Below are 26,767 nucleotides of genomic sequence, written 5' to 3'. Positions count from 1 at the left end.
CCACCTGTTACCAACCCTCAACCGATCTCTTTTTAACTCCCAAAACACATGGCAAGCGTGGTACGTCAGATCGGCATAAGGATGGTGGTGGACGCCCAGTCGGTGACCACCGAGGTGCCCCGTGCCGCGCGCGAATTTGCCCAGCTCGGCACAAGCGCCGAGGGGGCCGCCGCGCGGACCACGCGCAGCCTGGGCCAGATCGGCGTCTCGGTGCGCGATCTGGTGGTTGGCGCGGCCGGCCTGCATCTGGTCAGTGGCGGGCTGACAGCCATCGCCAGCGCCATCACGGCGCTGCCCCGCAACGCGTTCGACTACTCCAAGAACCTGGAGACCAGCCAGCTCGGGATGGCCGGCATCCTGGGTTCGATGACTGCCATCAACGGCAAGCAGACCGAATACAACACGGCGTTGGTCATTAGTTCGGAATACATCCGCAAGCTCAACGACGACGCGCTGCGCACCGCCGCCACCAGCCAGGAGCTGATCCCCGTTTTCCAGGCGCTGCTGGCCCCCGGCCTGTCGGCGCGCATGACGCTGGACGAGATCCGCCAGCTCACGGTGGTCGGCACCAATGCGGTCAAGAGCATGGGGCTTGACGCCAGCCAGGTCGTCCAGGAGCTGCGAGACCTGGTGGCTGGGGGGATCACGCCAGCCAGCTCGACGCTGGCGACAGCGTTGGGGCTGAAGGATTCGGACATCGCCAAAGCCAAGGCGTCAAGCGAAGGACTTTTCTCGTTCCTGATGCAACGGCTGCAGGGCTTCAAGATGTCGAGCGAGGCGTTCGACCAGACCTTGAAGGGCCGACTCGATCAACTCAAGGAAGGCGCCACCCGCGTGGCGGCCGAGGGTCTGGAGCCCCTGGTGCTGGCCTCCAAGGAAGCGCTGGGCGAAGTCAGCAAACTCTTCGTGACCATCGGCGAAGGCGGCAAGGTCACGCTCAACCGCGAACTGGTCGACGGCATCCGCGAATACGCGACGGCAGCGGCGCAGGCCATGGCGGTCGGTCGCGAGTGGGGCGGGGTGATTTGGGACAACCGCGAGGCCGCGATGGCCTTGGGCGCGGTGTGGGCGAGCGTCAAGTTGGGCAACCTGGTGGCCGACACGGTCGCGGCCACGGCGGCCAAGGTGGAGATGGTCCAGGCATCACGCCTGGCGGCAGCGCAGGCCGCTGCAGAGGCCGCCTCCAACACCGAGGTGGCCGTCACGTCCCGCGCCAAGCTCACGGCCTACCTGGCCGAGCTGCAGGCGAAGGTGGCCGGCGCGCAGGCCGAGGCCGCCGCCCAGGCGGCCCAGCTCGCTACCCTCGCAACCACTAAGGAAGCCATCGCGCTGTCGCGCGCCGAGGTGGTGTCCAAGATGGACGCCACGCGCTCGACCATCGCGCAGACCGAAGCCCAGCTCGTGTCCGTGCGGACCACGATGGCCCAGGCCGAGGCCCAGCTCGCCGCCGCGCGCAGTGCGGGTGCCCTGAGCTATGCGCTGGCCGCTGCGCGTGAGGCGACGGCCACCCTCAACGCCACCCAGGCCCAGCAGATCGTTCTGACGGCCGAGCTGACGGCAGCGCAGGCGCGCCACGCTTTGTTGATGACCGAGCTGGCGACGTTGGGAAAGCAGCAGGCGGGGGTGCAGGCGGCCGTCACAGCGGCCACGGCAGCGCAGACTGCGGCGACCAATGCAGCGGCCACGGCAGCGGGCACGTTGACGGCAGCGCAGGGTGCAGTTTCGGTGGCCGGGCGAGCTTTGTCAGGCGTCATGGGCTTTCTGGGCGGACCTATCGGTGCGATCACCACGGCATTGACCGTGGGCGTTACAGCGTGGTCGCTCTGGAGTTCTGCCGGGAGCAATGCAGAAAAGACCGTGCGCAGCGAGGTCTCACGCAGCACCGCAGAAATCATCGCCGATCTTGACAAGCAGATCGACAAACTCCAGAAGCGCAATGCGTTGGCTGCGGCTGGCATGGTGGACGCCGCAAAAAAAGGTGGCGAGGCGGCCGAGAAGCTCGCTGAGCTGCAGGGCCAGATCAACAACCTGCAGAGCGGGAAAGGCATTGACGGCGGGGCAGCATTGCCGGAAGCGGCCAGGGTGGATTTGCTTCAGAAGCTGCTGATGCAGTACGGCACCCTGGCAGGGGCAATGCAACGCGCGGAAGAGGCTCAGGCCGGCCTGGACAAGGGAGCGGGCAATCTCACGCTGACGGTCACAGGCGCCGAGCAGGCCTGGAAAAAGTCGGTGGAGGGCATCAAGACCGCCAGCGCAATCCAAGAAGAATACGAGACCAAGCTTCGCGCTTCCACCGATGCTTGGAAGACCTTCCGCGCTGCGCTCGAATCCTCAAACGCCAGCCCCGAGACCATCAAAGCTCGGCAAAAAGAGCAGGACCAGGTCGAAGCATCGCTCGCGGCCGAGCGAGACAAGAAGATCAAGGAGCTGGGCGCCGGTGCGGCCACCGCGACAGCCCATTCCATCGACGCGCAGATCGCGGCAGTGCAGCACGGTTACAAGCTGCTGGCGGCCAAGACGGCCGATGGCCTGGACGAGATCGAGGCGCTGCGCCAGCGCGACCAGATCAGCGAATACACGGCGGTACAGCGCAAGACCGCGCTGCAGGCCCAGGACATCGCCGCCCAGCAGGAAGCGCTGCGCGTCGAGCTGCGCCTGCTGCAGGGCAAGAAGGATTCGGCGAAGGAACGCGCGAACCTGGAAGGCCAGTTGGCCGAGCTGGAGCAAAAGCGCCTGAACATCCAGGCCGCTGGCGCGCGCGACCTGGAGACGCTGCTCATCAAGCCGCAGCTCGAGCAGGTCAATGCCCTGCGCCAAAGCACGGACGCGATCCACGAACAGGCCGCCGCACTGGAAGCCCAGAACCGCGTGCACGGCCTGGGCGCTGCGGCGCTGCAAGACCTCATCCTGGCCCAGCTGGAAAAGCGGCGCCTGGACTTGGAGGCGACCGACAACGTCATCCCTGGGTACATCGAGCAAGTCGAGCGCGAGATCGCGGCCCACAAGCGCCTGCGAGCGGCTATGGCGGACAAGGCCTCCAAGGACTGGGCTGCGGAGCAGGCCGAGGCGGCGGTCAAGGCCAACGAGAAAGCCACCGAGGCGGTCACGCGCGAGAACGAGCAGCTTGCCCAGTCCCTGACCGACAACCTGATGCGCGGTGGCAAGACGGCGGCCGAGTACCTGGAAGACACCTTCCGCACCTTGGTGCTGCGGCCGATCATCTCCGCCATCATGCAGCCCGTGTCGCTGATGATCAACGGGATCACGGGCAACGCGCTGTCAGCGCTGGGCTTGGCCGGAGGCTCGGGCGGCAGCGGGGGCTCTGGTGGGGGCCTGGGGATGCTGAGCAACATTTCCTCGCTCGCGGGCCTGGGCTCCAGCGTTGGGATGTTCGGCACTGCGGCTGGCTACGGCGCCTCAGCGCTGTTCGCCGGCAACGGGTTTGCAGCGCTGGGGGGCGCGGCGAACATGATCGGTGCCGGTTCGTTTGCCAGCGGATTCGGTATGGCCGCTGGCGTACTGGGACCGATTGCGCTGGGCGTTGGAGCGCTCATGGCGCTGGCTAAGGCCACCAAGGGCGAGACACGTATCGGCGGTCAATTCGGCGTCGCCTACGACGGCGAGGTCGACAACAACCGCCGTGGACAGACGTACACGTACCAGGGTCAGCAGTACGACCGTGACTTTTCCAACGGCGAGCGTGTTGCGCTCAACAACGGTGATGCCTACCGGCTCGAAGGCGATCCGCTGTCCAACGAAGACACGATCCGCAAAGCGGTCTCGGGCACGGCCAAGAGCATTGACGACATGCTCAAGGCCCTGGGCAGCCAGGTGCGCCTGACCAGTTTTTCTGCAGGGCTGGAAACCAGCTCCAAGGACAGGGGCGGCGTGTTCTCGGGCGGGCGGCTGAGCAACGGCGAGACCTTCGGCGAAACCGGCGAAGGCGACAACTACGCGGGCACCCTCTACGAGGTCTTTTCCAGCCGCAGCCCAGACTACAAGACGGCCGTCGAGAATTTCTCGCTCGACCTTAAGCAATCGGCCATCCAGGCCCTGCAGAAGGTCTCCGACATCCCCGCGTCCATTAAGGAGATGGTCGACGGCGTGGACGCGGAGAAGCTCACCGCCGAAGGGGTGGACGAACTCCTCACGGCGATCAACGTGCAGATCACAGGGGTGACCGCATTCAAGGACTCCTTGAAGTCGATGGGCCTCGACAAGCTCGCTGGCATGTCGTTCGATGCTGCAGCCGGACTTGCGGAGCTGTCGGGAGGCTTCGAAGCCCTGCAGGGCAATCTGACCGGCTACTACAGCAACTTCTTCAGCGCCGAGGAGCGCCGCAACAACCTGCAGCGGCAGATGCAGGACCAGCTCGACACGGTTGACCTGAAGCTGCCCGATATCAACGCCGACGACGCACGGGACCAATACCGTCGCCTCATCGAAGCGCAAGACGAGAACACCGAGGCCGGCCGAAAGAACATCGCCATGTTGCTGGCACTGCAGGGCGCCTTCGCTTCTGCCACCGTCTCGGGTGACGAGCTGGCCGCGCGTGAGTTACAGCGCGCACAGACCATCGAAGACAAGCGCTGGGACTTGCAGCAGCGCACGCTGATCGCCGAAGGCAAGGAGCGCGAGGCACTCGATCTGCGTCGCCTGAAAGAGTACTACGCGCTGCTCGCGCTCAACCCGGCCTTGGCCGAGATGGCGATCCAGCTCTACAAAGCCGAAGACGCGGCGGAAGCGGCTCGCAAGGCCGAAGAGGATCGCCAAGCCGCAGAGGCAGCACGGGCGACTGCGACGGACAAAGCCTATGCCGTCTTCGAGAAGTCCGTCGGCGCAGCGCAGGAAGCGATTCAGGCCGAGATCGAATTGCGCGATGCGCGCGTCGCATCTGGCAAGACGCTGGTCGAACTGGCCCGAGCCCAGGCCCGCGAACTGCGCGGCCAAGTAGCCGACACGGCGGCGCTGGCTGCTGCACAGGGCAATGCGGCGATAGATGCGGCCCTGCAGGCGCTGCGCACGGGCCAGCGCTACGACGACGATGGTGGCTTGTCCGATGCCGTGGCCGCTGCACGCGCAGGGATCACCGAGAGCGCATACAGCAACCGCCTGGACTACGAAGCCGCACAGCTCATGCTTGCCAATCGGCTTGAGGAGATCGGCGACCTTGGCCAGGCGCAGTTGTCGACGGACGAACTGCTGCTGCGCGCCGCCAAGGCCGAGGCCGACCGCCTTGATCAACTGCTCAAAGACAACAAGGACGCGCTGGACATCGCGCGGGGCCAATATGTGGCCGTCCTTGACCTCGGGACCGCGACGCGAAACCTCCATGCGGCCTTGCTCGCGGAGAAGCCTGGCACAGCCCTGCCCGGCAGCGGCACAGGGCCGGGCTCGGGCGGCGCCGTGTTCGGCGGGACCAGCGGTAATAGCGGCAGCGCTGCGCCTGTCGTCACTGCGCGGTACTTCGACCTCATGTACCTCGCCACGGCAGGCGTTGGCCGGTCCCCGATCACGGATGCCGCAACCACTGCCCGCCTGGACGCACTGGCGCCCACGTACCACTCGTTCGATGGGACGGGCGACCTGTCGGGATTGATGGCCGCGATGGAGGCCAAGGGCGCCACGCTGCGGGATATGTCGCGCCTGTCGGGCTTCTGGGAAGCAGACTGGGCCAAGGTGCAGGCAATGGTGGGCTCGAACCTGCCGTCATTCGATATCGGGATCAATCGAGTGCCCCATGACATGAAGGCACAGATCCACGCGGACGAGGCCGTCATTCCCGCGCGCTTCAACCCGTTTAACCCCGGCGCGCAATCACCTTGGGGCTCCAGCAATGCGCAGGTGGCCGAGGCCATTCAAAAGCTCACCGCGCAGCAATACGACATCGGGCGCGAGACGCTCGCAACCTTGAAAGAGGCCAACACCACCTTGCGCAAGCTGGACGCCATTGGCATCAAGCCACGCGAGGAGGCGGCAACTCCCGCATGAGCGACAGCACCTACACACGCGGCATGGGACTGATCGCTCCCATCGCGATCTCGCCGGCCAACATGACGATCAACGTGCCCGCGAGCACGTTGCCACCGTGGGCGCAGAACACGGCATATGCGAATGGGGTGGAGGTCATCGATGCCGCCACCCGGATCATCTATCGCAGCCTCAAGGATGGCAACGCCGGGAATCTCCCGGCGATCAGCAAGACGGCCTGGCAGGCACGGGGGATGGAAGAACGCATGCGCCTGTTCGATGCATCGTTGGGCTCGTCTGTCGAGGCTGACAACATGATCGAGATCGTCACCACACCAGGCCGCGTCGTTACCGACGTCGCGATCTTCGGAGCTGCCACGCACGCCGTGCAGGTCGTGATGGTTGATCCGACCGAGGGCGAAGTCTTCGACAGCGGTGACATCGTCATGCTGCGGCCTTCCGGAAATAGTCATTGGGGCTATTTCTTCAACCCCATCGAGCGCGAGGACCGGGTCTTGATCAGCGGCCTGCCGGCCTATGCACGCGCCACGATCACCATCCGCGTCAAGAACCCAGGGCTCAAGGCCCGCTGCGCAGAAGTAGTGATCGGCCGCGCACTTTGGTTGGGCAATGCGCAGTGGCGTCCATCGCTGACCTTCGATGACTTCACCGAGAAGACGCGGGACCGGTGGGGCGGCTGGCAGATCGGTTCGGAGGCGGCTTACTCGGACAAGATGAAGCTGCAGGTGCTTGTCGAAGGCGCCCAGTTCGAACGCACGCGCGCCCAGGTGATCCCCTATCGAAACAAGCCCGTCGTCTGGATCGGCGCACGTGGCTATTCAAGCCTCATGAACTACGGCTATCTCACCGCCTTCGAGCAGGTCCTGGTCGCCCAGGGCATCTCCGATTGCAACATGACCATTGATGGACTGGAGACCTTATGACCAATTTCACCCAACCGCCTGGAGGGCCCGCCGAGTCGGTGGCGGTGCCTTCGCGTCGCTTTGATCCTCAAGAGCAATTCGACGTCAAGACTGATACCTACTTGACGTGGCAAGCCGGCTTCCGCAACTGGCTCGCATCGTTTCGCAATTGGTGCGTGACGATGCTCGGGGAGCTGACGCAGGCGACTAATCAGGTGGCGCAGTCCGCGCAAGACGCATCTGGGTTCGCCAAAACGGCGTCTGATGCCGCGGAGGCGGCGGTCCCTGCCGCGAGCGCGGCCAGCGCAGCAGCGTTGCACGTGGACAAGCGCTATCTCGGCGCCAAGGCCCTGCTGCCCGTGGCCGACAACCAGGGCGCACCGCTCGTAGCCGGCGCCGTCTGCTACTACACGGGCGTGGCCCCAGGCAAGGTCATGGTCTGGAGCGGCGTGGAGTGGACGACAGGCATTGCCTCCGTCGCTGGCGTCAGCAGTTGGGCTGGCAAGTCGGGCAATGTGGCACCCTTGTTTTCCGACCTCGGCGGCCGGCCTAACTCGCTGGCCGGTTACGGCGTCACCACGTTGGTGGGACTGTCGGAAGGGGGTACGGGTGCAGCCACTGCGGATGCAGCGCGCGCCAACCTAGCGGTGCGCGAGCGCCTCGTCGCGGATCGGACGTATCACGTTCGCAAGGATGGCAACGATGCCAACGCGGGCCTTGAGAACACCGCTGTGGGCGCGTTTCTCACGATCCAGCGCGCGCTAGACGAATGTCGCAAGCTGGACCCTGGAGTCTTCGGCATCACGATCCGCGTGTATGCGGGCACCTTCAGCCAAGCGCTGTCCGTGCCGGCCCTGATCGACGGGAGCCAGGGGATCACCATCGCCGGTAATGGCTCGGGCTCTACGTTCCTGACGGCCCCTTCTGGCGGTGTCGTCGTGTCGACTTCCTTCCGTGCACGGCTGCACATCCAGGACGTGGGCATTTCGGTGGGCGGTGCCGGGGTGGGCATCTTGACCAACCCCAACTCCTACGTGTCGTTCACCAACATCGCCTTCGGTGCCTGCGGCTATCACATCTATGCGCAGTACTCTTCCACGGTCAATGCCACGGGCAACTACTCGATCACGGGCGCTGCGACCTATCACGTGTATTGCGTCTACCTGTCCACCGTGGTCATCAATGGCCGCACGGTCACGCTCACTGGCAACCCTGCATTCACGACTTACGCCTTGGCTGCCTACCTGGGAATGCTGATCATGGTGGGCAACACGTACGTCGGCACGGCTATGGGCATCAAGCTCTCGGTCAGCGCCAACGCAGTGATTTACACGGCCGGCGAAAACACCCCCGGATCGGCCTCTGGGACCGTCTCCAGCGGCGGCCAAATCGTTTAAGCGAGGACGACAAGATGCCTTACATCAATAAGCCCTCGGGCAGGTTTGGGTACAGCCCCGAGATCGCGATGGCATCGCGTGGTGTGTCGCCCAACTGGGCCGAGGAGTGGATCTGGTACGAGCCCAGCACCATGGCGCACGACGACATGTTCCAGAGGCTCGAAGAGACCACTCCCCTATTGGTGGGCGGAACGCTCACCCAGCAGTGGCGACTTCTGCCAGCCGATGCCGTGCACATCACAGCAGCGGCCACTGCACGCGCCCAAGCGCGCCTGGATGGATGGGCTCGGACCCGGAACTATGACGGCGTCCTGAGCCTCGCAACTTACGCCAACAGCGCCGTGCCGCGCTTCGCCGCCGAAGCGGCACGCGGGATCGAGCTGCGTGATGCCACGTGGGCCAAGCTGTATGAAATTCTCACTGCCGTGCAGGCCGGTGAGCGGCCCATGCCAAGGACGTGGGCTGCGCTGGAACAAGAGCTGCCGCCCTTGATCTGGCCCGACGCGGCTGCTGCGTGAACGCCTTGGAGGACTGAAGCACAAAAAAGACAGGGCGAATGCAAGGGGTGCGCTAACACCCCAAGCAAACGCCTCCGCCGTGAGTACACACGGCATTGACCGAAGACCCTGCCACCTAGCTAGGCGGGGCGATCATAGGTGATGCCGAGATGATGGAAGTGAGATGCGGCCAGTGCCACAAGCTGCTGGCCCGCGCAGATGGAAACGTAGAGATCAAGTGCCCGCGCTGCGGGTGCATCAACCACTGGAGGGCCAGCGCAGCTGATCACAGCAGCCCGAGCCCCGACCCCAGAACGCCGCGAGCGTCATCAACCCGAGAAAACAACGATGACGCATGCAAAAAGCCCATTGGCCTGGCTGGGTGGAAAAAGCCGCCTGGCCGACCGGATCATCCAAAAGATGCCGGACCACCAGACCTACTGCGAGGTGTTCGCGGGAGCGGCCTGGGTGCTCTTTAAAAAACCGGAAAGCAAGGTCGAGATCATCAACGACATCAACTCCGACCTGACCAACCTCTATCGGTGCGTCAAGCACCACCTGGCCGAGCTGGTGGCGCAGTTCAGATGGATGCTGGTGTCGCGCGACGAATTCGATCGCTTCCTCAAGACACCCGGCGACACGCTCACCGACATCCAGCGAGCGGCCCGGTTCTTCTACCTGGCCAAGAGCAGCTTCGGAGCGCGGATCGTGCGGCCCACGTATGGCATCTCTGCAACGGGCGCCCCACGGCTCAACCTGCTGCGGATCGAAGAGGACTTGAGCGAAGCGCATCTGCGCCTGGCGCGGGTCTTCGTTGAGAACCGGCCCTACGACCAGGTCATCCAGCGGTTCGACAAGCCGGGCACGTTTTTCTACGTCGACCCGCCTTACTGGGACTGCGAGAAGGACTATGGCGAGGGGGTGTTCAGCCGGGAGGACTTCGGGCGCCTGGCGGCCCTTCTGGGGGCCTTGAAGGGAAAGTTCATCCTGAGCCTCAATGACACGCCGGGCGTGCGCGAGACCTTCGGGGATTTTCGGATTGAGGCGGTCAAGACGCGCTATTCGATCAGCGGCAGTTCCAAGCAGGAAGCGGCCGAGGTGCTGATCAGTAATTTCAAGCTGGCCTGAGTGCCAGACCATGGTCGTCTGACACTGCTTGCTGCCGAGGGGGAAGAGAGCGGTACTGGGCGCATCGAAACACTTTTTAGAGAGCACCACATGAAGACCACCGTAACCGCCACCGGCCTCAACCTGATCGACGCCGATGCAGAGCGCTCCGCAGCCGGCTCCTATAAAGCTCGGCAGGCCAACATTTCGATCCTGATGGCAGCATTGATCGACGGGCTCGATGCCCACGCGGCTCGAGCGGCAGCAAGGCCCTTCGACTACGGCTTTTCAGGCGACCTGTACAACGTCCAGAGGCGGTTGGAAGAGATGGTCGCATCACTGGCTGGCGGGGAGGCATAAGCCACCAGCCCATCAAACACTGCCCGCTTTTCGGAAAGCCCCTTTTAAGGGGCTTTTCTTTGTCCCCATTGGTCCTTGTTCTCGTAGCGTTCGCAGAGCCAGCGGTCCATCCCGCGTAAGGCTGCAAGACCTATTTCAGCATTCGGTGCACAAAGCCAGGTTTGTACCCAGCGGTCGAGGTGGCCCTCGTCGTATTCATAACCTGCAAGCAGTACCGCACCGTCATCGCGGCGCTTCATCACCACTGCATTGCTCAGAGCGTTTATGAGCTGCTCCGTCTCGCCTGACAGGGGATGTAGGTCAACGGTCCAGCTTGGCCCCAAATCTGTTGATACCAGAAGCCCTTCCGGATTAAGCCGCCTTCTGACCATCCAAGCGGGCAGGTAGACACCGCAGAAACGGAGCCGGAACACCACGGCCGGCCAGCCGGCGGCGGCCCTTTCGGCGTTGTCGTGGTCCGAGCCAGGCGTGCAACCGACTCGGCGATACCGTCCTGGTAGATCCATCACATAAGGGTATCGCCCCGGCCTGTCGCGCGCATTTCACCGCTCGGAAACAGCGAAGATGCTTAACTCAGCGCCAAAGGGAGCGACAAAAAAGCGCCAAAGCTAGCGCAAATGAGCGCCAAAGCGCGCGGCGCGCAACTCAAAACCGCGATTGTGCGGTGCGCCGGGCCCTGATGCGCCGCAAACCCGCCTTGGAGATGCGGCCTAAAATGAGAACTAATATCATTCATAACACTCCCATGAAGATGACTGAAGAATCTTCGGGCCCTGCGCTGGCCCCTGGCATCGCGTTGCCCGCTGCCACTGGCCTGGACCGGCTGCCCCGGCAGGTCGACGCCCATGTGACGGCGCTGCAGCCGGCCCGCAACGAGCAGGAGCGCGCAGTGATCCAGCGCCTCATGGAAATCGGTTTTCTGCCCGGCGAGCCCGTGCGTGTGGTAGCCAGCGGCTTCCCCGGCGGCGACCCTCTGGCCGTGCGCGTCGGCCAGGCCACGTTCGCGCTGCGGCGGCACGAAGCCGCGCTGGTGCACGTGCAGGCCGGAGAGCCCGCATGAGCGGTACCGCCATCGCGCCCCTGCGCATCGCCCTGCTGGGCAATCCCAACTGCGGCAAGACCGCACTGTTCAACCTGCTCACGGGCGCGCGCCAGAAGGTCGCCAACTATGCCGGCGTGACCGTCGAGCGCAAAGAAGGCCTGCTGCACACCGCCAGCGGCCGCCGGGTGCGGGTGCTGGACCTGCCCGGCGCCTACAGCCTGAACGCCCACAGCGCCGATGAAGCCGTCACCCGCGACATCGTCACCGGCGAACGGCCGGGCGAGGCGGTGCCCGACCTGCTCGTCTGTGTGACCGACGCCACCCATCTGCGCCTGAATCTGCGGCTGGTGCTCGAAGCCCGGGCGCTGGGGCTGCCGATGGTGCTGGTGCTCAACATGAGCGACATGGCTGCGCGCCAGCGCATCGAGATCGACCGCGAAGCGCTTTCGCGCGAGCTTGGCATGCCAGTGCTGTCCACAGTAGGTGTGCGCAGCGACGGCGCGCAGGAACTGCTGCAGTGGCTCGACACGCAAGCGCCTCAGGCGCTGGCCGGGACCGCTGCCGTACACCGCACGGCGGGGGTGGACCTGCGTGCTCAGGTCTTGCAACTGCACCAGGAAGTGCGCCGCATCATGGCCGCCTCGGTGCGCGAACCTGCGGTCAGCCTGCGCAACGACGACCGCATCGACGCCGTGGTGCTGCACCCGGTGTGGGGCCTGCTGCTGCTCGCCGGCACGCTGTTCCTGATGTTCCAGGCTGTGTTCAGCTGGGCGGCCTTGCCCATGGATGCCATCAAGGGCGCTGTGGACGGTCTGTCGGCCTGGATCAACAGCCACATGCCAGAAGGCGTGCTGCGCAGCCTGCTCACCGACGGCATCCTCGCGGGCACGGGCGGCGTGCTGGTGTTCTTGCCGCAAATCCTGATCCTCTTTTTCTTCATCCTGGCGCTGGAAGACTCCGGTTATCTGCCGCGGGCGGCCTTTCTGCTCGACCGCGTCATGGGCACGGTGGGGCTCTCGGGGCGCTCGTTCATTCCGCTGCTGTCGAGCTTCGCCTGCGCAGTGCCGGGCGTGATGGCCACCCGCTCGATCACCCACTGGCGCGACCGGCTCGTCACGATCATGATCGCGCCCCTCATGACCTGCTCGGCGCGTCTGCCGGTGTATGCGCTGCTCATCGGCGCCTTCATTCCCGAGCAGACCGTGGGTGGCGTCTTCAACCTGCAGGGCCTCGTGCTGTTCGCGCTGTATGTGGGCGGCATCGTCAGCGCCATGGCCGTGGCGGCCGTCGCCCGCCTGGCACGCCGCAGCACGAGCCAGGCGCCGCTCCTGATGGAGCTGCCCGCCTACCGCTGGCCCAGTGTGCGCAGCCTGGCCCAGGGCCTGTACGAGCGCGCGCTGATCTTCATCCGCCGCGTGGGCGGCATCATCCTGGCCGTCACCATCCTGCTGTGGTTCCTGTCCACCTACCCGGCGCCGCCCGAGGGCGCTGCGGGCGCGGCCATCCAGTACAGCTTCGCCGGTCGCATCGGCAGCGCGCTCGAAGTGCTCGTGGCCCCCATCGGCTTCAACTGGCAGATCGCCATCGCCCTGGTGCCCGGCATGGCCGCGCGCGAGGTGGCAGTGGGCGCCCTGGGCACGGTGTACGCCCTGTCGGCTACCGGCGAAGAGGTCGCCACGCAACTGGGACCCCTGATCGCCCAAAGCTGGTCACTGGCCACGGCGCTGTCGCTGCTGGTGTGGTTCGTGTTCGCGCCGCAATGTATCTCCACCATCGCCGCGGTGCGGCGCGAGACCAACAGCTGGCGCTACCCGCTGCTGATGACCGGCTACCTGTTCGCGCTGGCCTACGGGGCCAGCTTCATCACGTATCGCCTGGCCCTCGCGCTGGGAGGAGGCTGAAATCCATGGCCCAGGAAATCATCGTCGGCGTGATCGTCGTTCTGGCGGCTGCCTATGTCGTGTGGAAATGGATGCCCGCCCGCTGGCGCTCCCGCCTGGGCCGCGTGCATCCGACGCTGGCGCAGTCGACGGGTTGCGGGGGCTGCAGCAGCTGCGATTCGGGGGGCTGCGGAACGGGCGGTGGTGCGGTGGGGCAGGAGCAGGTCGTGCAGATGCCGGGCAGCCGTTCTTCGGTGTCGAAGTAGAGTGCGTTGCGGCGGCAGGCTCAGGGCCGGATCGGCTTGCGGGCGTCGAATGGAAAGCTGGCCTCAAGGATGTCGGTGCAGGCTTCGCACCGCATAAAGTAGGTCGTTTCCCGGGCCGTGATCGCGCCCCAACCCGTCCAGTTGTCGATGGAGACTTTGGCGGTTCGGCCATCCTGGAATGTCACCCTGGCCTGTGCGTTGCAATCGCCGGTCTGAAGTTCCTGGCTGTATTGATACTTGCTGCGGAACTGGGCATTCGCCAAAAAGAAGCGCACCCTTTTCTCGTCGATCGCCAGGTGCCCGCAGTCGGCCTCCGCGCCGAAACTCTTGGCAGTGCGGCCCTGCACCACGACCGACTGGATCGGGCCGAGCCGGTATTTCTTGGGCTGGAGCGTCTTGTCGAAATCGCTCGTGGAGGAGGCGAACGATGCGATGCTTGCACCGGTCAAAATTGCCGCTGCTGAGTAACGGTTGACCATTAATCGGATGCCGTGATGATGGTTTAACGGGCCGTCCATCAATTCTGGGATCTACTTCAGAGGATTTTCTGGCTCTTTGCCGATCAGCGTTTTATCTTGCCGACATGTTGTGAGAGGCAACGAGCGCGCCGAGGAAATTTTTATCACATCTTGTGTATCGGATCTAGCGCTCAGTTTTAGACAAGCGCAACCGTAGCCTGCGCTACCCGTTCCAGTTGCGACCCATCGTGCTTTTGGAAAGGTGGGCCATTTGCCTTCAGCTTGGTGGCCTCCCTGCATGCCGACTGTCCATTCCCCCTCCTTGTCTACGAGTGTGGCATTACCTGGCGTTGGATTGTCAAACCAGCCGCAACGGGTTGTTGTGTCTGCAGGGGAGGCCGCCAATGCGAGATTGCAAGCCCCTATCCATAGCAAAGCACAGAAATAACGAGTGATTTTGGGAGTGCGCAGATTTTTCGATGAAGAACTTGTCATGGCTTGACGGAGAGAGGTGTATTGACGTTCGGGCGTGCTTTCAAAAGAGCAGCTTCGATTTTTTTTGCGATCTGCGAGATATCTTCGGCATGATCGCTTCCATTAACCATTCTTCGTGCTGATGCATAATTCGTGGCATCTCCGGAAAAATACTGGGAAAATCGATGCCCATTCGCGAAGCCTTTGCCTGTCCGCATTCCGTACGACATCAAGGCATAAGCGATTTCAGGAGTTTTTACTAGTTCTGGATCATTCAGTAAAGTGAGACCGCGTCCAATCGCTATTCCAGCAGTGGCATAGTTGGACCACCAAGTAAGCTGAACATAGCCTCGACCAAAATAAGCATGTTCACTTCCATCATCATTGTCATAAGTCTTGCTTGCGGCTCCTCCATCCTTGGTTCCCATTTTTGCACCTTTGGTGAGAGGTGAAATAGCGCCTCCATCTGAGATTTTAAATTGGTCTCCATCCTGCTCGGTAATTCGAGTCCAGCCATCTGGCATCAACTTGACTTTGACGGGTTCGTGATATTTCCTGCCTTTACCTTGACCGATTTCATTAACAGGAGCCATGGTCATCAGCCATTTTTTTTGTTTTAAAATTACTGGATTTTTGTTCTTATCCAGTAGAGGTTGCCCTTTTTTGTTTTTTGCAATTTTTGTAATGCTTATGGGTGATGTTGTTTCCCACATTGCAGTTGCCAACATGTAGGCTGCTTGGCGCACATCATTAATATTCGTATCGCGTTCAATCATGCTGAGTAAATTCAGCATGTCTGGTATGGCAGCGGCGTTATATCTTCCGCTTGTGCTGAATTGCTTGATAAATTCCGCTTGAAAAATAATCTTATTGTACGGCCCAATATGGTGGTAGTTGGTTTTTTGTGGCGCTGACATTGATGGATAAGATTTTGGCTGAAAATTCAATTTTATGGTGTCGCTGTAGTTTTCTAATTTTCAATTTGTAATTTTCGTAAGGCAATTACTGCTTGTTCTCTATTGAGATGTCAATGCTTTCGTAAAGCCTGTAATGCCATGCTAATATTTTTGCGAGCTTGGGATTCTCTTTGGAATTGGAACCAAGGCGTGGCATAGATCCATTGCCGTTCCAGAAACGACTGCAGCACCGCGGTGCGCCCCGCCACGTAGCGCGGCCAGCGCACGAACCGGTATTCGCGCCGCACGTTGCGCTCGAAGTTGCGATACACCTCGGGCGGGGTGCCCAGAACCGCGAGGTCGATGTCCACGACCCAGCACGCATCGCCCTCCAGCGGCGCATCCGGGGTGTGCCGCGTGTCCATGATGTGGCGCTCCACTGTCTGCACCAGGCCCTCGGGCAGGCGCTGGGCCAGCAGGAAGCGCCGAGCCCATTGCGCGCTGCGTTCTTCGTTGTGCCCGCTCCAGGGCCAGTAGATCGCGTCGTGGAACCACAGGGCCAGTTCGACCGCGAGCGGCTGCTGCAGCGCCGTCGGCTGGGCGGCCTGCACGGCCTCCAGGTTCAGGAGGCAGGCGTGCAGGTGGCGGGTGTCGTGGTAGGCGCGAGGCCAACGGCTCCAGTGGCGCAGCAGGCGCCGGCCTTCGGCGGTCCATGCGGGGCCGGCGCGCTCCAGCGCGGCGCCCAGGGCCTCCCAGCGGGGCATCAGTTCGCCGTGGCCGGGTTTCATGCGGTAGCGGTAGCCGTGGCGGTCAGGTGGTGATGCGGCCGAGCAGCAGGTATTCCATGAGCGCCTTTTGCGCATGCATGCGGTTTTCGGCCTCGTCCCAGACTACGGACTGCGGGCCGTCGATCACATCGGCTTCGACCTCTTCGCCGCGGTGGGCGGGCAGGCAGTGCATGAAGAGGGCGTCCGGCTTGGCCGCCGCCATCATTTCGGCATCGACGCACCAGTCGGCAAAGGCCTTCTTGCGCGCTTCGTTCTCGGCCTCGTAGCCCATGCTGGTCCACACGTCGGTGGTGACCAGGTCGGCGCCAGCGCAGGCTTCCAGTGGGTTGCTATAAAATTTATAGCTACCTGCCTTAGAGCCATCTGCGCCAAGGGCCAATTTTTCATCGATCTCATAACCCCGCGGCGTGCTCACGTGCACGGTGAACCCGAGCAGTTCGGCCGCTTGCAGCCAGGTGTTGGCCATGTTGTTGCCGTCGCCCACCCAGGCCACGGTCTTGCCGCGGATGGTGCCCCGGTGCTCGATGTACGTGAAGATGTCCGCCAGGATCTGGCAGGGGTGGAACTCGTTGGTCAGCCCGTTGATGACCGGCACGCGGGAATGCGCGGCGAAGGCCTCGATCTTGGTCTGCTCATAGGTGCGGATCATCACCAGGTCCACCATGCGGCTGATGACCTTCGCGCTGTCCTCGATGGGCTCGGCGCGGCCCAGCTGGCTGTCGCCCGTGGTCAGGTGCACGACGCTACCGCCCAGCTGGTACATGCCGGCCTCGAAACTCACGCGGGTGCGCGTGCTGGCCTTCTCGAAGATCATGGCCAGCGTGCGGTCGGTCAGCGGGTGGTACTTCTCGTAGCTCTTGAACTTGCCCTTGATGACGGCCGCACGGCTGAACAGGTAGGCGTATTCGTCGGCGGTGAGATCGTTGAATTGCAGGTAATGCTTCATAACGGAACGTTCATTCGGCGAGCAGCGCCTTGACCAGGGGAACCAGCAGCGCCACGATCTCGTCGGCTTCCGCTTCGGTAAGGATGAGCGAAGGCACCAGGCGGATCACGGTGTCGGCCGTCACGGACAGCAGCAGGCCGGCTTCCATCGCGCGGCCCATGAGTGCGCCGCAGGGCTTGGTCAGCTCCACGCCGATCATCAGGCCCTGACCGCGGATTTCCTTCACGCCGGGCAGGCTGCCCAGCTCGCGCTCCAGCGCCGCCTTCAGGTGAGCGCCGACCTTGGCGGCGTTCTCCAGCAGGCCGTCGTCTTCCATGATGCGGATGGTTTCCACACCGGCGCGCATGGCCAGCGGGTTGCCGCCGAAGGTGGTGCCGTGGTTGCCCGGCGCGAAGATGTTCGCGGCCTTGGGGCCGGCGACCACAGCGCCGATCGGCACGCCCGAGCCAAGGCCCTTGGCCAGCGGCATCACGTCCGGCACGATGCCGGCCCACTGGTGCGCGAACCACTTGCCGGTGCGGCCCATGCCGCACTGCACTTCGTCGATCATCATGAGCCAGTCGCGCTCGTCGCAGAGCTGGCGCAGCTGCTGCAGGTAGTCGATGCGCATGGGGTTCACGCCGCCTTCGCCCTGGATCGTCTCGAAGAACACGGCCACCACGTTCGGGTTGCCTTCCGTGGCTTTGCGGATGGCTTCGATGTCGTTCATCGGCACGCGGATGAAGCCTTCCACCAGCGGGCCGAACCCGGCCTGCACCTTGGGGTTGCCCGTGGCCGACAGCGTGGCGATCGAGCGGCCATGGAAGGCCTTTTCATAGACCACGACCACGGGCTTGTCGATGCCCTTGTCGTGGCCGAACTTGCGGGCCAGCTTCAGCGCGGCTTCGTTCGCCTCGAGGCCGGAGTTGCAAAAGAAGACGTTGGTCATACCCGAGCGCTCGACCAGCTGGGCGGCGAGTTGCTCCTGCAGGGGTACGTGGTAGTAGTTGGAGCTGTGGATCAGCTTGGCGATCTGCTCTTGCAGCGCGGGCACCAGCCGGGGGTGGTTGTGGCCCAGCGTGTTGACTGCAATGCCGCCGAGCGCATCCAGGTACTGCTTGCCGTTCACGTCCCACACGCGCACGCCCTGGCCGCGTTCCAGAGCGATCGGCAGGCGCCCGTAGGTGTTCATCACGTGGGGCGAGGCGGCCTCGGCGAATGCGGTCATGCGGAAATCTCCAGAGAAGTGCAGTGCGAAAGGTGGGCTGCGCCGGCTCGGTGCCAGCGAAAACGAAGCACGATTCTAGGGGCAGGGCCTGGCCGGGCTGTTGACGATTGCGCATCACAGCCATGCGCCGTCCAAGGCCGGGCCAGGGGTCTTTGGGCCGGTTAGCTCTTATATAAGAGTTAGAATGCCGGCCTGTGGCGCGCCATGCGGCGATCCTGCGGCGACTTCCCCCCAACGACCCCCGATCCTGATGGTTTCCCCCACCTCCAAAGAAGTTTTCATCCAGGGCGTCACCCTCGACGGGAAAACCTTTCGCCCCAGCGACTGGGCGGAGCGCCTGGCCGGGGTGATGAGCCAGTTCCGTCCCGGTGGCGCACGCCCCGGTAGCCACCTGAGCTATTCGCCCTGGTGCGTGCCGACCACGCTGAACGGGGTCAAGTGCGTGATCGTGCACCGCGATCTTCAGGGGCACGAACCCATGGCCTGGGACTTCGTGATGAACTTCGCTCGCGACAACCAGCTTCAGGTGGCCGAGGCCTGCCTCCTGCCCGACGGCCATCCCGCAGCGCCGGCAGCGCCCCCCAAGGGCTGAAAGCCCGCCGGACTCTGGGCCGGCTAGATACACCAATCGCGACGACGGCAGCAGGCTTCTTCGGAAGCCTTTTTTCATGGGGCATGAAAAACCCCGCTCTGCGAAGAACGCAGGCGGGGCGATGCGCCGTGACGGGCGCGTGGAGCGGTCAGGCGTTCAGGCTGTCAGAGCGCCTGCATTTCCTTGTTCGTCTTGGGGCCAGTGGCCTCGGGCGCCTTGGGTGGCTGCGCCACGGGCGCAGCGCCTGCCGGTGCCTTGACCAGGTCGGCCGGCACGTCCAGGTACGGCAGGTGCAAGGCGGTGCTGGTCATGCGGCGGATCTCATTGGTGAATGCCGGGTCTGCGTTCAACGGGCGGCCGTACGACGGAATGATCTCCTTCAGGCGGGCTTTCCAACCTGTATCCGTCATCTGCTGGGGGAAGGCCTTGGCCATCAGGTTCAGCATGATGTGCGGCGCGGTGGAGGCGCCGGGGGAAGCCCCCATCAGCGCTGCGATGGTGCCGTCCTTGTCGGACACGATTTCGGTGCCGAACTGGAGCACTGCGCCTTCCTTGGGGTCGCGCTTGATCACCTGAACGCGCTGGCCGGCGGTGACCAGCTTCCAGTCTTCGCGTTTGGCGTTGGGGAAGTACTCCTGCAGCGCGCGCTGGCGGTCGTCGTCGGTCAGCTCGGCTTGCAGCAGCAGGTACCTGACCAAATCCAGGTTGTGAATGCCCACGCGCAACAGGCCCACCAGGTTGTCGTGCGTGACGGACGAGAACAGGTCGAACCAGGAGCCTTGCTTCAGGAACTTCGTGGTGGCCAGCGCGAACGGGCCGAACAGAACGACCGGCTGGCCGTCCATGTTGCGGGCATCCAGGTGAGGTACGGACATCGGGGGGGAGCCAGTGGCCGCCTTGCCATACGCCTTCACGGTGTGGCGGGCGGTGAGCGCTGTGTTCTCGATCGAGAGGAACTGCCCACCCACTGGAAAGCCCGCGTAGTCCTTCGATTCGGGAATGCCCGATGCCTGCAGCAACTGCAGCGCGGCGCCCCCAGCACCCACGAACACGAACTTGGCCTTGATGGTTCGCTCCTTGCCGCCGTCGCCCAGGTGGGCGACCGTCACGTTCCAGGTCTTGTCGTCGTTCTGGCGCAGCGCGCGCACTTCGTTTTGCAGATTGAGCTGGAAGTTGGGGCTCTTGCGCAGGCCCTGGATCAGCTGGCTGGTCACCGCGCCGTAGTTGACGTCGGTGCCCAGGGGCATGAAGGTGGCGGCCACCTTCTGCTTGGGGTCGCGTCCCTCGATCATCAGGGGCGCCCATTTCTGGATCTGTGCCTGGTCTTCCGAATACTCCATGCCGTAGAACAGAGGGTTCTTGACCAGCGCTTCGCGGCGCTTTCGCAGGTATTCGATGTTTTCATCGCCCCAGACGAAGCTCATGTGCGGCGTGGCATTCACGAACGTTTCGGGCGACAGCATGTTGCCGCGGCCGATCTGGTGCGCCCAGAACTGGCGCGACACCTCGAACTGCTCGGCGATACCGACGGCGCGCTTGGTCTCGATCGTGCCGTCGGGCAGCTCGGGCGTGTAGTTGAGTTCCGCAAAGCCCGAGTGGCCTGTGCCGGCGTTGTTCCAGCCGTTGGAGCTTTCCAGCGCCACGCCGTCCAGGCGCTCGAACACTTCGATCTTCCAGTCCGGCTGCAGTTCTTGCAGATAGGTGGCGAGCGTGGCGCTCATCACGCCTGCGCCGACCATCACCACGTCGACGGGTTGATCGTTTTCCGCAGGCGGAACGGAGCGTGGAAAGAGCGGCCAGTAGAGGAACAGGACGGCCGCGAGGATCAGCACCAGTGCGGCGCCGAACAATGCTTTGATCGACTTTTTCATGGATTTGTTGGATGGATTGCGAGACAAAGCCTGCGCGCGGCAGACTTCAGCGCTTATCAAAAATTGAGCTCCCTGACATCGGGAATTGTCCCATCAGGTAAAAGACCTGACGAAAATCAATGTTTGATGGTGCCGTCCAATCAGCCTGTTGCGATGGCCATGAAACCCGCGCAATGCCTTTATCCAAAAGGTTTCAGGCACAAAAAAACCGCCCGAGGGCGGTTCTTTCGTTTTGCTGACAGCGCACCCGTTACAAACGGCGTACGGCGGGGCCGTCCGGGCTGTTTGCCTGAAAGGTCAGGCGGCCAGTGCCAAGGCTTTCACCTTGGTGGACAGGCGGCTCTTGTCGCGAGCGGCCTTGTTCTTGTGGAAGATGCCCTTGTCGGCGATGGTGTCGACGACGGCTTGCATCTTCGCAAACAGTTCGGTGGCCTTGGTCTTGTCGCCGGCCAGGACGGCCTTCTCGACGTTCTTGACCGCGGTACGGTACTTGGAGCGCAGCGAGGTGTTCGCAGCGTTCAGTTTGACGTCCTGGCGGGCGCGTTTGCGACCGGAGGCCAGGCGGGGGTTCTTTTTCTTGGGCTTGGCAGATGCCATGATGAATTCCTTAGGTGTCTGAGGATGATGTCAGCAAAGCCCGCGATTATAGCCCAGTGCATCGGGCAGAACCAAGGGCTCGTTGAAGCGCGTGAAGCCACTGCGCCTTGGCGGGCGTTCATGGCGCCGGTGGCGCCGTGCCGCCTGGCACTTCAGGCGCAGCGCATACACTCGCGGCCGTGTCCCTGTTCAAAGCCGCCTCTACCGTCTCCCTGCTGACCCTGGCCTCCCGCGTGACGGGCCTGGTGCGCGATCTGCTGATGGCCTCCATGTTCGGGGCCAATGCGCTCACGGATGCTTTCAACGTCGCTTTCCGCATTCCCAACCTGTTTCGCCGGCTGTTCGCCGAGGGCGCCTTCAGCCAGGCCTTCGTGCCCGTGCTGGCGGCCCACAAGGCCCAGCAAGGCGACGAGGCCACGCGCCAACTGATCGCCAACGTAGCGACCGTGCTGTTCTGGGTGCTGCTGCTGACCTGCGCATTGGGTGTGCTGGGCGCGCCACTGCTGGTATGGCTGCTGGCCAGCGGCCTGCGCCAGAGCGCTGGCGGTTTCGATGCCGCCGTCGTCATGACGCGATGGATGTTCCCGTACATCGGTTTCATGTCGCTGGTGGCGCTCTCGGCCGGCGTGCTCAATACCTGGAAACGCTTTGCCGTTCCGGCGGCCACGCCGGTGCTGCTCAACGTGTGCATGATCGCCGCTGCCTGGTTGGGCGCCCCGCAACTGGCCGCGCGCGGCATCGAGCCCATCTACGCCATGGCTGGCGGCGTGATGCTGGGCGGCATCACCCAGTTGGCGGTGCAGTTGCCTGCGCTGTTCCGGCTGGGGCTGCTGCCACGCATCGGCGTTACGCCGGGCGCCGTGCGCGAGGCCTGGCGCGACCCTGGCGTGCGCCGCATCCTCACGCTCATGGGCCCCGCGCTTCTGGGGGTGGGCGTCGCGCAGATCTCGTTGATGATCAACACGCAGATCGCGTCCTACCTGGCGCCGGGCAGCGTGACCTGGCTTTTCTATGCCGACCGGCTCATGGAGTTTCCGACCTCGCTGCTCGGCGTGGCGCTGGGCGTAGTGCTCACTCCGCAACTGGCGGCGGCCAAGGCAGCGGGCGATGCGGAGCGTTACTCGTCCATGCTCGACTGGGGCCTGCGCATCGTCGTGGTGCTGTCCGTGCCCTGTGCGGTGGGCTTGCTGACCTTTGCCCAGCCGCTGGTGGCAACGCTCTTCCACCATGGCGCGCTGCAGGATAGCGACGTCGGCCAGATCGCTCTGGCCCTGGCCGGGTACGGCGCAGGGCTGCTCGGCCTGGTGGCCATCAAGGTGCTGGCGCCCGGCTATTACGCCAGCCAGGACATCCGCACGCCGGTGCGCATTGCCATCGTGGTGCTGGTGGTCACGCAAATCCTGAATGCCGCGCTGGTGCCGCTGATCGACCATGCCGGGCTGGCGTTGTCCATCGGGCTGGGGGCGCTGATCAATGCTTTGTGGCTGCTCATCGGCCTGCTGCGCCGTGGCACCTATGCGCCGCGGCCCGGCTGGGCGCGGCTGGGCATGCAGGTGGTGGCGGCCAGCGCATTGCTGGCGGTGTTCCTGATGTGGGGATCGCGCCATTTCGACTGGCTGGCGCTGCGGGCGCATGAGGGGCAACGCGCAGGGATTCTGGCCCTGCTGATGGGCGGTGCGGCCGCGCTGTACTTCGGCGCACTGTGGGCCGCCGGCCTCAAGCTGCGTGAGCTTCTGCGGCGCTGAGCGGCTTTTGTACTGTTTTTCGGCCTTTTCGTCTGCTTGACGCGGCGCGGCACGCCCTTTACAACCCTCGCATGGCCCTGAGCTATTCCCTTCCGACTCCGCTGGAGTATTTCGCTACCCTGGTGCGCAGCGACGACCAGTTCCCGCTGCTGGAGGCCGCCGCTTCCATTGCCCAGGATGAGTATCCCGAGTTCGATGTGCAGCAACTGCTGGGCGATGTGGACCAGTTGCTGGCCCGGCTGCGCAGGCGTCTGCCGGTCGATGCCTCGTCGCTGCAGCGGCTGCGGTCGCTCAACCAGTTCTTCTTCGGCGACCTGGGCTTTGCCGGCAACGTCAACGACTACTACGACCCCGAGAACAGCTACCTCAACGCCGTGCTGCGCACGCGCCGGGGCATTCCGATTTCGCTCGCTCTGGTCTGGATGGAACTGGCCCAGGGGCTCGACCTGCACGCGCGAGGGGTCTCGTTTCCAGGGCACTTCATGGTCAAGGTGCTGCTACCCAAGGGGCAGGTAGTAATGGACCCGACCACGGGCCAGTCGCTGTCGCGCGAAGAACTGTCGGAGCGGCTCGAACCCTACAAGCGCCGCAGCGGGCTGGTGGACGACTACGACATTCCACTGGGCCTGTACCTGCAGGCCGCGCCGCCGCGCGACGTGATCGCCCGCATGCTGCGCAACCTCAAGGAAATCCACCGCTCGCAAAAGGATTGGGGGCGGCTGGTGGCCGTGCAGGACCGGCTCGTCGTGCTCCTGCCCGAAGCCTGGGGCGAGTGGCGCGACCGGGGCCTGGCCCATGCGGAGCGCGGCGACACCGCGCTGGCGGTGGCCGATCTGGAGATGTACCTGGAGCGCGTGGAAGAGGGGCTCGACATCGACGCCATCGCCGAGCGCGTGAGCCTGCTGCGCCGCACGCTCAGCTGACGGGCGGCGGGGCCGGGTGAATTCCCGGCCGCCGCGTCACTGGCGCGCCGTGCGCACGTTGGCTGGCAAAGCCTGCGGATGGCTGGTGCGAAACGGGTTGATATCCAGGCCACCACGGCGCGTGTAGCGTGCATACACCGACAGCTTGATCGGTTTGCAGCGCGTCCACACGTCCATGAAGATGCGCTCCACGCACTGCTCGTGGAATTCGTTGTGGTTGCGAAAACTCACCAGGTACTGCAGCAGCCCGGCCTGATCGATCTGCGGGCCGCTGTAGTGGATGCGCACGCTGCCCCAGTCCGGCTGCCCGGTCACGAGGCAATTGCTCTTGAGCAAATGGCTCGTGAGCGCCTCGGTCACCGGCGTCTCGGCGTGGTTGGCCGACAGCAGCTCGGGCGCTGGCGTGTACTGCGTGCATTCCACGTCCAGGCGGTCAAGCAGCAAGCCGTCGAGTTCGTGCACGGGCTCGCGGTCGAACAGCTCGGGCAGCAGCAGCTTCACGCCGACCGTGCCGGCCTGTGGGGCGCCGCGCCAGACGGCTTCGCTCACATCGGCGCGGATGCGCGCCTGCACTTCGGCCGCATCGGCGAAGCGGGTGTTGTTGAAGCTGTTCAGGTAGAGCTTGAACGACTTGCTTTCGACGATGTTCAGCGTTTCGCACGGCACCGTCACGTGCGCGATGGCCACCTGTGGCTTGCCGCGCAGGTTGAGCCAGGACAGCTCGAACGCCGTCCACAGGTCGGCGCCGAAAAAGGGCGCTGTCGTGGCGATGCCGATCTCTGCGCGCTTGCCCGCGCGCGGAATCGGAAAGAGCAGTGATGCGTCGTATTGGTCCGCGTAGGCCGAAATGCGGCCCAGCTGCGATTGTTCAGGCGTGTTCATGGGATCTTCCAGATTTGCTATTTGCTATCAAATCAATAGCTGCCACCGCAATGAATACGGCGGCGTGAGGCCGATTTCATTCAAATCAGTCGAATTGGCGTTCGCGCAGCCATTTGGTGGCGATCCACTTCTCGCCCGCGATGACCGGCGCGCCGCCGTGCAGCGTGCGTGTGGACGGGTGCGGGCGTTCGTAGCTGAAGAACACCGCATTGCCCTGGCGTGGCGCGACCTCCAAGTGCACGTCGGGGAAGGTGGTGCCGCCGCCCTTTTCCGGGTTGTTCAGGTAGATCACCAGCGTCGCCACCCGCTGGCCGCCACGGCGCAGGATGGTGGGCGTGCCGGGCTCGGCAGGGTCGAAATAGTCGTAATGCGGCTTGTACTCGGCGCCCGGGCGGTAGTGCAGCACCTGCAGGCCTTCGCCGTTTTCCATCGGCCAGTTCACCAGCCGGGCGATGCGCTCTTCCAGCATGCGGACCACCGGGTTTTCGCCGCGCTGGAAGAACATGCCGTCGCTCGTGCGGTCATCGTTCACCTCTTCGCCGCCCGTGCGCGTGGCCACGGTGAGGGAGCGCGCCATGCGGGGCTCGGCCTCGGCGATCAGCGTCTCGCACTCTTCGGGCGACAGCAGATTGCCGAACAGCACCACGCGGGGCTGGGCCATGGCCATCAGCACTTCGACTTGGCGATCGCCGACGTCGATGAACTGTGGCGATTCGCCCATGTCCGGCTCGGGCACGCGCGCAGCAGGCGGCTGCCCCTGCGCCTGGGCCAGCGTCTCCAGATGGTCGCGCAGCACGTGCTCCATGGCATTCGTGGCGACGTCTTCCTTCCAGCCTGCGTCCAGCATGGACTGCAGCACTACCGGAGCCTCGAACCCCGCCTTCGCCTGGGCGATGATCCAATCCCGCAGCTCAGGCGTCACGGGCTGGGAGAGGGCGTCGGTCGATGCGGTGGTCTGGCGGGAGGTGGTAGGCATGGCTTCGGTGGCGTCGATGGCATGAAACGTAAAACGGACTGTGGCAGCAGTGGGTGCCTTCAATCGTTTCGGCGTGGCGGTGTCGGGACGATGCCCTTCAGGCTGTCTTGCGGCGAAAGACGAGTCGCTCCGGCGTGGAGGCTGCCGAGGCAAAAGCATAGCCTTCCAGGTCGAAACCTTCGAGCCGGCGCGGTGTGACCATTTTGTGCTGGATGGCATAGCGCGCCATGAGCCCCCGGGCCCGCTTGGCGTGGAAGCTGATGATCTTGTAGACCCCGCCTTTCCAGTCCTCGAAGACGCATTCGATGACGCGGGCCTTCAGCACCTTGCGGTCCACCGACTTGAAATATTCCTGCGAAGCCAGATTGACGACCACAGGCGTGGCGTCCGCCGCCAGTTGGCGGTTGAGCGATTCCGCGATGGTGGCGCCCCAGAACTGGTACAGGTTAGCCCCCGCGCCGGTGGCCAGGCGGGTGCCCATTTCCAGGCGGTAAGGCTGCATGCGGTCCAGCGGACGCAACACGCCGTACAGGCCGCTCAGGATGGCGACGTGGCTCTGGGCCCAATCCAGCTCGGCCGGTGTGAGCGACCGCGCCTGCAGGCCTTCGTACACATCGCCATTGAAGGCAAGCACGGCTTGGCGTGCATTGGCGGCGGTGAATTTCGGCCGCCACGTGGCATACCGTGCCACGTTCAGCGCGGCCAGCGGATCGCTGATGCCCATCAGGGCGGCAATCTCCTGGGGGGATTTCTGTCGCAGCACTTCGATGAGTGCGGTCGACTGGGAAACGAACTGCGGCAGCGTGTGCCCGACGCCGTCGGGCAGGGGCGTGTCGTAGTCCAGGGATTTGGCGGGAGACAGCAGGAACAGCATGGAGGTCGCAATGGTCCGGTGATCTCTGAGAAAAGCGGAAAGCCCGCAATGGGGCTTTCCGGTCAATACAACAACCGGCCCGGGCATTGCACCGCG

25 protein-coding genes are annotated in these 26,767 nt (G+C 63.9%); 13 read left to right on the top strand and 12 right to left on the bottom strand.

Annotated features, from left to right (window positions below; genetic code table 11):
• Positions 1-48 precede the first annotated feature (48 nt).
• The 7 genes from BLT03_RS12805 (at position 49) to BLT03_RS12775 (ending at position 10,254) form a co-directional block, all read left to right on the top strand.
• A complete protein-coding gene (locus tag BLT03_RS12805) occupies positions 49-5,991 on the top strand; it encodes a coiled-coil domain-containing protein (RefSeq protein WP_139160387.1) in 5,943 nt (1,980 codons plus the stop codon).
• Positions 5,988-6,914, top strand: coding sequence for a hypothetical protein (locus BLT03_RS12800; protein WP_092744150.1), 927 nt, complete (start codon positions 5,988-5,990; stop codon positions 6,912-6,914). The genes BLT03_RS12805 and BLT03_RS12800 overlap by 4 nt, the downstream gene beginning before the upstream one ends.
• Positions 6,911-8,290 (top strand): right-handed parallel beta-helix repeat-containing protein, encoded by a 1,380-nt coding sequence (locus tag BLT03_RS12795; RefSeq protein WP_092744149.1) that lies wholly within the window; start codon positions 6,911-6,913, stop codon positions 8,288-8,290. Before BLT03_RS12800 ends, BLT03_RS12795 begins: the two co-directional genes overlap by 4 nt.
• A gap of 14 nt (positions 8,291-8,304) precedes the next feature.
• Positions 8,305-8,808 carry a hypothetical protein gene (locus BLT03_RS12790; RefSeq protein WP_092744148.1) on the top strand — a complete coding sequence of 168 codons (504 nt, stop codon included), beginning with the start codon at positions 8,305-8,307 and terminating at the stop codon, positions 8,806-8,808.
• 149 nt (positions 8,809-8,957) lie between these two features.
• Positions 8,958-9,266, top strand: coding sequence for a Com family DNA-binding transcriptional regulator (locus tag BLT03_RS24685; protein ID WP_217640162.1), 309 nt, complete (start codon positions 8,958-8,960; stop codon positions 9,264-9,266).
• Entirely contained in the window at positions 9,157-9,915 is a 759-nt protein-coding gene (locus BLT03_RS12780; RefSeq protein WP_217640165.1) for a DNA adenine methylase, read from the top strand. The genes BLT03_RS24685 and BLT03_RS12780 overlap by 110 nt, the downstream gene beginning before the upstream one ends.
• 90 nt (positions 9,916-10,005) lie before the next feature.
• Positions 10,006-10,254 carry a hypothetical protein gene (locus tag BLT03_RS12775; RefSeq protein WP_092744146.1) on the top strand — a complete coding sequence of 83 codons (249 nt, stop codon included), beginning with the start codon at positions 10,006-10,008 and terminating at the stop codon, positions 10,252-10,254.
• A 44-nt stretch (positions 10,255-10,298) separates the two neighbouring features.
• Here the strand turns inward: BLT03_RS12775 and BLT03_RS23925 are convergent, their stop codons facing one another.
• Positions 10,299-10,493, bottom strand: a complete 195-nt coding sequence (locus tag BLT03_RS23925; protein WP_139160386.1) for a hypothetical protein — start codon at positions 10,491-10,493, stop codon at positions 10,299-10,301.
• Between the two features lie 506 nt (positions 10,494-10,999).
• On the opposite strand from BLT03_RS23925, the gene BLT03_RS12770 reads away from it, so the two are divergent.
• Genes BLT03_RS12770 through BLT03_RS24680 form a run of 3 tightly spaced genes read left to right on the top strand, consistent with a single transcriptional unit; the run spans position 11,000 to position 13,442 of the window.
• Positions 11,000-11,314, top strand: coding sequence for a FeoA family protein (locus BLT03_RS12770; protein ID WP_092744145.1), 315 nt, complete (start codon positions 11,000-11,002; stop codon positions 11,312-11,314).
• Complete coding sequence (gene feoB / locus BLT03_RS12765) at positions 11,311-13,197, top strand: ferrous iron transporter B (RefSeq protein ID WP_092744144.1); 1,887 nt, start codon at positions 11,311-11,313, stop codon at positions 13,195-13,197. The genes BLT03_RS12770 and feoB overlap by 4 nt, the downstream gene beginning before the upstream one ends.
• A gap of 5 nt (positions 13,198-13,202) precedes the next feature.
• Positions 13,203-13,442, top strand: coding sequence for a FeoB-associated Cys-rich membrane protein (locus BLT03_RS24680; RefSeq protein WP_092744143.1), 240 nt, complete (start codon positions 13,203-13,205; stop codon positions 13,440-13,442).
• A gap of 20 nt (positions 13,443-13,462) precedes the next feature.
• On the opposite strand, the gene BLT03_RS12755 is transcribed toward BLT03_RS24680, so the two are convergent.
• The 6 genes from BLT03_RS12755 to BLT03_RS12730 form a co-directional block, all read right to left on the bottom strand.
• Positions 13,463-13,921, bottom strand: coding sequence for a hypothetical protein (locus BLT03_RS12755; protein ID WP_092744142.1), 459 nt, complete (start codon positions 13,919-13,921; stop codon positions 13,463-13,465).
• Positions 13,922-13,972: 51 nt separating this feature from the next.
• Complete coding sequence (locus BLT03_RS12750) at positions 13,973-14,395, bottom strand: DUF4087 domain-containing protein (RefSeq protein WP_092744141.1); 423 nt, start codon at positions 14,393-14,395, stop codon at positions 13,973-13,975.
• Complete coding sequence (locus BLT03_RS12745; protein WP_245711362.1) at positions 14,392-15,321, bottom strand: glycoside hydrolase family 19 protein; 930 nt, start codon at positions 15,319-15,321, stop codon at positions 14,392-14,394. Before BLT03_RS12745 ends, BLT03_RS12750 begins: the two co-directional genes overlap by 4 nt.
• An 80-nt stretch (positions 15,322-15,401) precedes the next feature.
• Entirely contained in the window at positions 15,402-16,058 is a 657-nt protein-coding gene (locus BLT03_RS12740) for an HD domain-containing protein (RefSeq protein WP_092744139.1), read from the bottom strand.
• Positions 16,059-16,080: 22 nt separating this feature from the next.
• Complete coding sequence (argF, locus tag BLT03_RS12735) at positions 16,081-17,004, bottom strand: ornithine carbamoyltransferase (RefSeq protein ID WP_092744138.1); 924 nt, start codon at positions 17,002-17,004, stop codon at positions 16,081-16,083.
• A 10-nt stretch (positions 17,005-17,014) separates the two neighbouring features.
• On the bottom strand, positions 17,015-18,211 hold the full coding sequence (locus tag BLT03_RS12730; protein WP_092744137.1) for an aspartate aminotransferase family protein: 1,197 nt from the start codon (positions 18,209-18,211) through the stop codon (positions 17,015-17,017).
• Positions 18,212-18,461: 250 nt separating this feature from the next.
• Between BLT03_RS12730 and BLT03_RS12725 the strand changes: the two genes are divergently transcribed.
• Entirely contained in the window at positions 18,462-18,803 is a 342-nt protein-coding gene (locus BLT03_RS12725) for a DUF3579 domain-containing protein (RefSeq protein ID WP_092744136.1), read from the top strand.
• A gap of 164 nt (positions 18,804-18,967) precedes the next feature.
• On the opposite strand, the gene mqo is transcribed toward BLT03_RS12725, so the two are convergent.
• Both mqo and rpsT read right to left on the bottom strand, forming a co-directional pair.
• A complete protein-coding gene (gene mqo / locus BLT03_RS12720) occupies positions 18,968-20,674 on the bottom strand; it encodes a malate dehydrogenase (quinone) (protein ID WP_092744135.1) in 1,707 nt (568 codons plus the stop codon).
• Between the two features lie 297 nt (positions 20,675-20,971).
• On the bottom strand, positions 20,972-21,271 hold the full coding sequence (gene rpsT / locus BLT03_RS12715) for a 30S ribosomal protein S20 (protein WP_092744134.1): 300 nt from the start codon (positions 21,269-21,271) through the stop codon (positions 20,972-20,974).
• 179 nt (positions 21,272-21,450) lie between these two features.
• Here rpsT and murJ point away from each other — a divergent pair, with 179 nt between their 5' ends.
• Together murJ and BLT03_RS12705 are read left to right on the top strand one after the other, a co-directional pair.
• A complete protein-coding gene (gene murJ / locus BLT03_RS12710; RefSeq protein WP_092744133.1) occupies positions 21,451-23,016 on the top strand; it encodes a murein biosynthesis integral membrane protein MurJ in 1,566 nt (521 codons plus the stop codon).
• A gap of 71 nt (positions 23,017-23,087) precedes the next feature.
• Positions 23,088-23,939 carry a SirB1 family protein gene (locus tag BLT03_RS12705; RefSeq protein WP_092744132.1) on the top strand — a complete coding sequence of 284 codons (852 nt, stop codon included), beginning with the start codon at positions 23,088-23,090 and terminating at the stop codon, positions 23,937-23,939.
• A 36-nt stretch (positions 23,940-23,975) separates the two neighbouring features.
• Here the strand turns inward: BLT03_RS12705 and queF are convergent, their stop codons facing one another.
• From queF to yaaA, 3 genes are all read right to left on the bottom strand, one after another.
• Positions 23,976-24,821, bottom strand: a complete 846-nt coding sequence (queF, locus tag BLT03_RS12700) for an NADPH-dependent 7-cyano-7-deazaguanine reductase QueF (protein WP_092744131.1) — start codon at positions 24,819-24,821, stop codon at positions 23,976-23,978.
• Positions 24,822-24,906: 85 nt separating this feature from the next.
• Positions 24,907-25,797, bottom strand: coding sequence for a 2OG-Fe(II) oxygenase (locus BLT03_RS12695; protein ID WP_092744252.1), 891 nt, complete (start codon positions 25,795-25,797; stop codon positions 24,907-24,909).
• Positions 25,798-25,894: 97 nt separating this feature from the next.
• Positions 25,895-26,671: a peroxide stress protein YaaA gene (gene yaaA, locus BLT03_RS12690; protein ID WP_092744130.1), complete on the bottom strand. Its 777-nt coding sequence runs from the start codon at positions 26,669-26,671 to the stop codon at positions 25,895-25,897.
• Positions 26,672-26,767 lie beyond the last annotated feature (96 nt).

The sequence above is a fragment of the Paracidovorax valerianellae genome, assembly GCF_900102625.1.
Lineage (GTDB): Bacteria > Pseudomonadota > Gammaproteobacteria > Burkholderiales > Burkholderiaceae_C > Paracidovorax > Paracidovorax valerianellae.
Note: the sequence above shows the minus strand (reverse complement) of the source record. Positions and strands in the feature narration are given on the sequence as shown.

Excerpts from the sequence above, each read along its gene's own strand:
- BLT03_RS12775 (WP_092744146.1), top strand. The coding sequence starts at position 10,006 with ATGAAGACCACCGTAACCGCCACCGGCCTCAACCTGATCGACGCCGAT.
- rpsT (WP_092744134.1), bottom strand. The coding sequence starts at position 21,271 with ATGGCATCTGCCAAGCCCAAGAAAAAGAACCCCCGCCTGGCCTCCGGT.
- BLT03_RS12800 (WP_092744150.1), top strand. The coding sequence starts at position 5,988 with ATGAGCGACAGCACCTACACACGCGGCATGGGACTGATCGCTCCCATC.
- BLT03_RS12725 (WP_092744136.1), top strand. The coding sequence starts at position 18,462 with ATGGTTTCCCCCACCTCCAAAGAAGTTTTCATCCAGGGCGTCACCCTC.
- BLT03_RS12755 (WP_092744142.1), bottom strand. The coding sequence starts at position 13,921 with ATGGTCAACCGTTACTCAGCAGCGGCAATTTTGACCGGTGCAAGCATC.
- yaaA (WP_092744130.1), bottom strand. The coding sequence starts at position 26,671 with ATGCTGTTCCTGCTGTCTCCCGCCAAATCCCTGGACTACGACACGCCC.
- BLT03_RS12795 (WP_092744149.1), top strand. The coding sequence starts at position 6,911 with ATGACCAATTTCACCCAACCGCCTGGAGGGCCCGCCGAGTCGGTGGCG.
- BLT03_RS12790 (WP_092744148.1), top strand. The coding sequence starts at position 8,305 with ATGCCTTACATCAATAAGCCCTCGGGCAGGTTTGGGTACAGCCCCGAG.
- BLT03_RS23925 (WP_139160386.1), bottom strand. The coding sequence starts at position 10,493 with ATGAAGCGCCGCGATGACGGTGCGGTACTGCTTGCAGGTTATGAATAC.
- BLT03_RS12730 (WP_092744137.1), bottom strand. The coding sequence starts at position 18,211 with ATGACCGCATTCGCCGAGGCCGCCTCGCCCCACGTGATGAACACCTAC.
- BLT03_RS12750 (WP_092744141.1), bottom strand. The coding sequence starts at position 14,395 with ATGACAAGTTCTTCATCGAAAAATCTGCGCACTCCCAAAATCACTCGT.
- feoB (WP_092744144.1), top strand. The coding sequence starts at position 11,311 with ATGAGCGGTACCGCCATCGCGCCCCTGCGCATCGCCCTGCTGGGCAAT.
- BLT03_RS12740 (WP_092744139.1), bottom strand. The coding sequence starts at position 16,058 with ATGAAACCCGGCCACGGCGAACTGATGCCCCGCTGGGAGGCCCTGGGC.
- BLT03_RS12705 (WP_092744132.1), top strand. The coding sequence starts at position 23,088 with ATGGCCCTGAGCTATTCCCTTCCGACTCCGCTGGAGTATTTCGCTACC.
- queF (WP_092744131.1), bottom strand. The coding sequence starts at position 24,821 with ATGAACACGCCTGAACAATCGCAGCTGGGCCGCATTTCGGCCTACGCG.
- BLT03_RS24680 (WP_092744143.1), top strand. The coding sequence starts at position 13,203 with ATGGCCCAGGAAATCATCGTCGGCGTGATCGTCGTTCTGGCGGCTGCC.
- BLT03_RS12770 (WP_092744145.1), top strand. The coding sequence starts at position 11,000 with ATGAAGATGACTGAAGAATCTTCGGGCCCTGCGCTGGCCCCTGGCATC.
- argF (WP_092744138.1), bottom strand. The coding sequence starts at position 17,004 with ATGAAGCATTACCTGCAATTCAACGATCTCACCGCCGACGAATACGCC.
- BLT03_RS12805 (WP_139160387.1), top strand. The coding sequence starts at position 49 with ATGGCAAGCGTGGTACGTCAGATCGGCATAAGGATGGTGGTGGACGCC.
- BLT03_RS24685 (WP_217640162.1), top strand. The coding sequence starts at position 8,958 with ATGATGGAAGTGAGATGCGGCCAGTGCCACAAGCTGCTGGCCCGCGCA.
- mqo (WP_092744135.1), bottom strand. The coding sequence starts at position 20,674 with ATGAAAAAGTCGATCAAAGCATTGTTCGGCGCCGCACTGGTGCTGATC.
- BLT03_RS12695 (WP_092744252.1), bottom strand. The coding sequence starts at position 25,797 with ATGCCTACCACCTCCCGCCAGACCACCGCATCGACCGACGCCCTCTCC.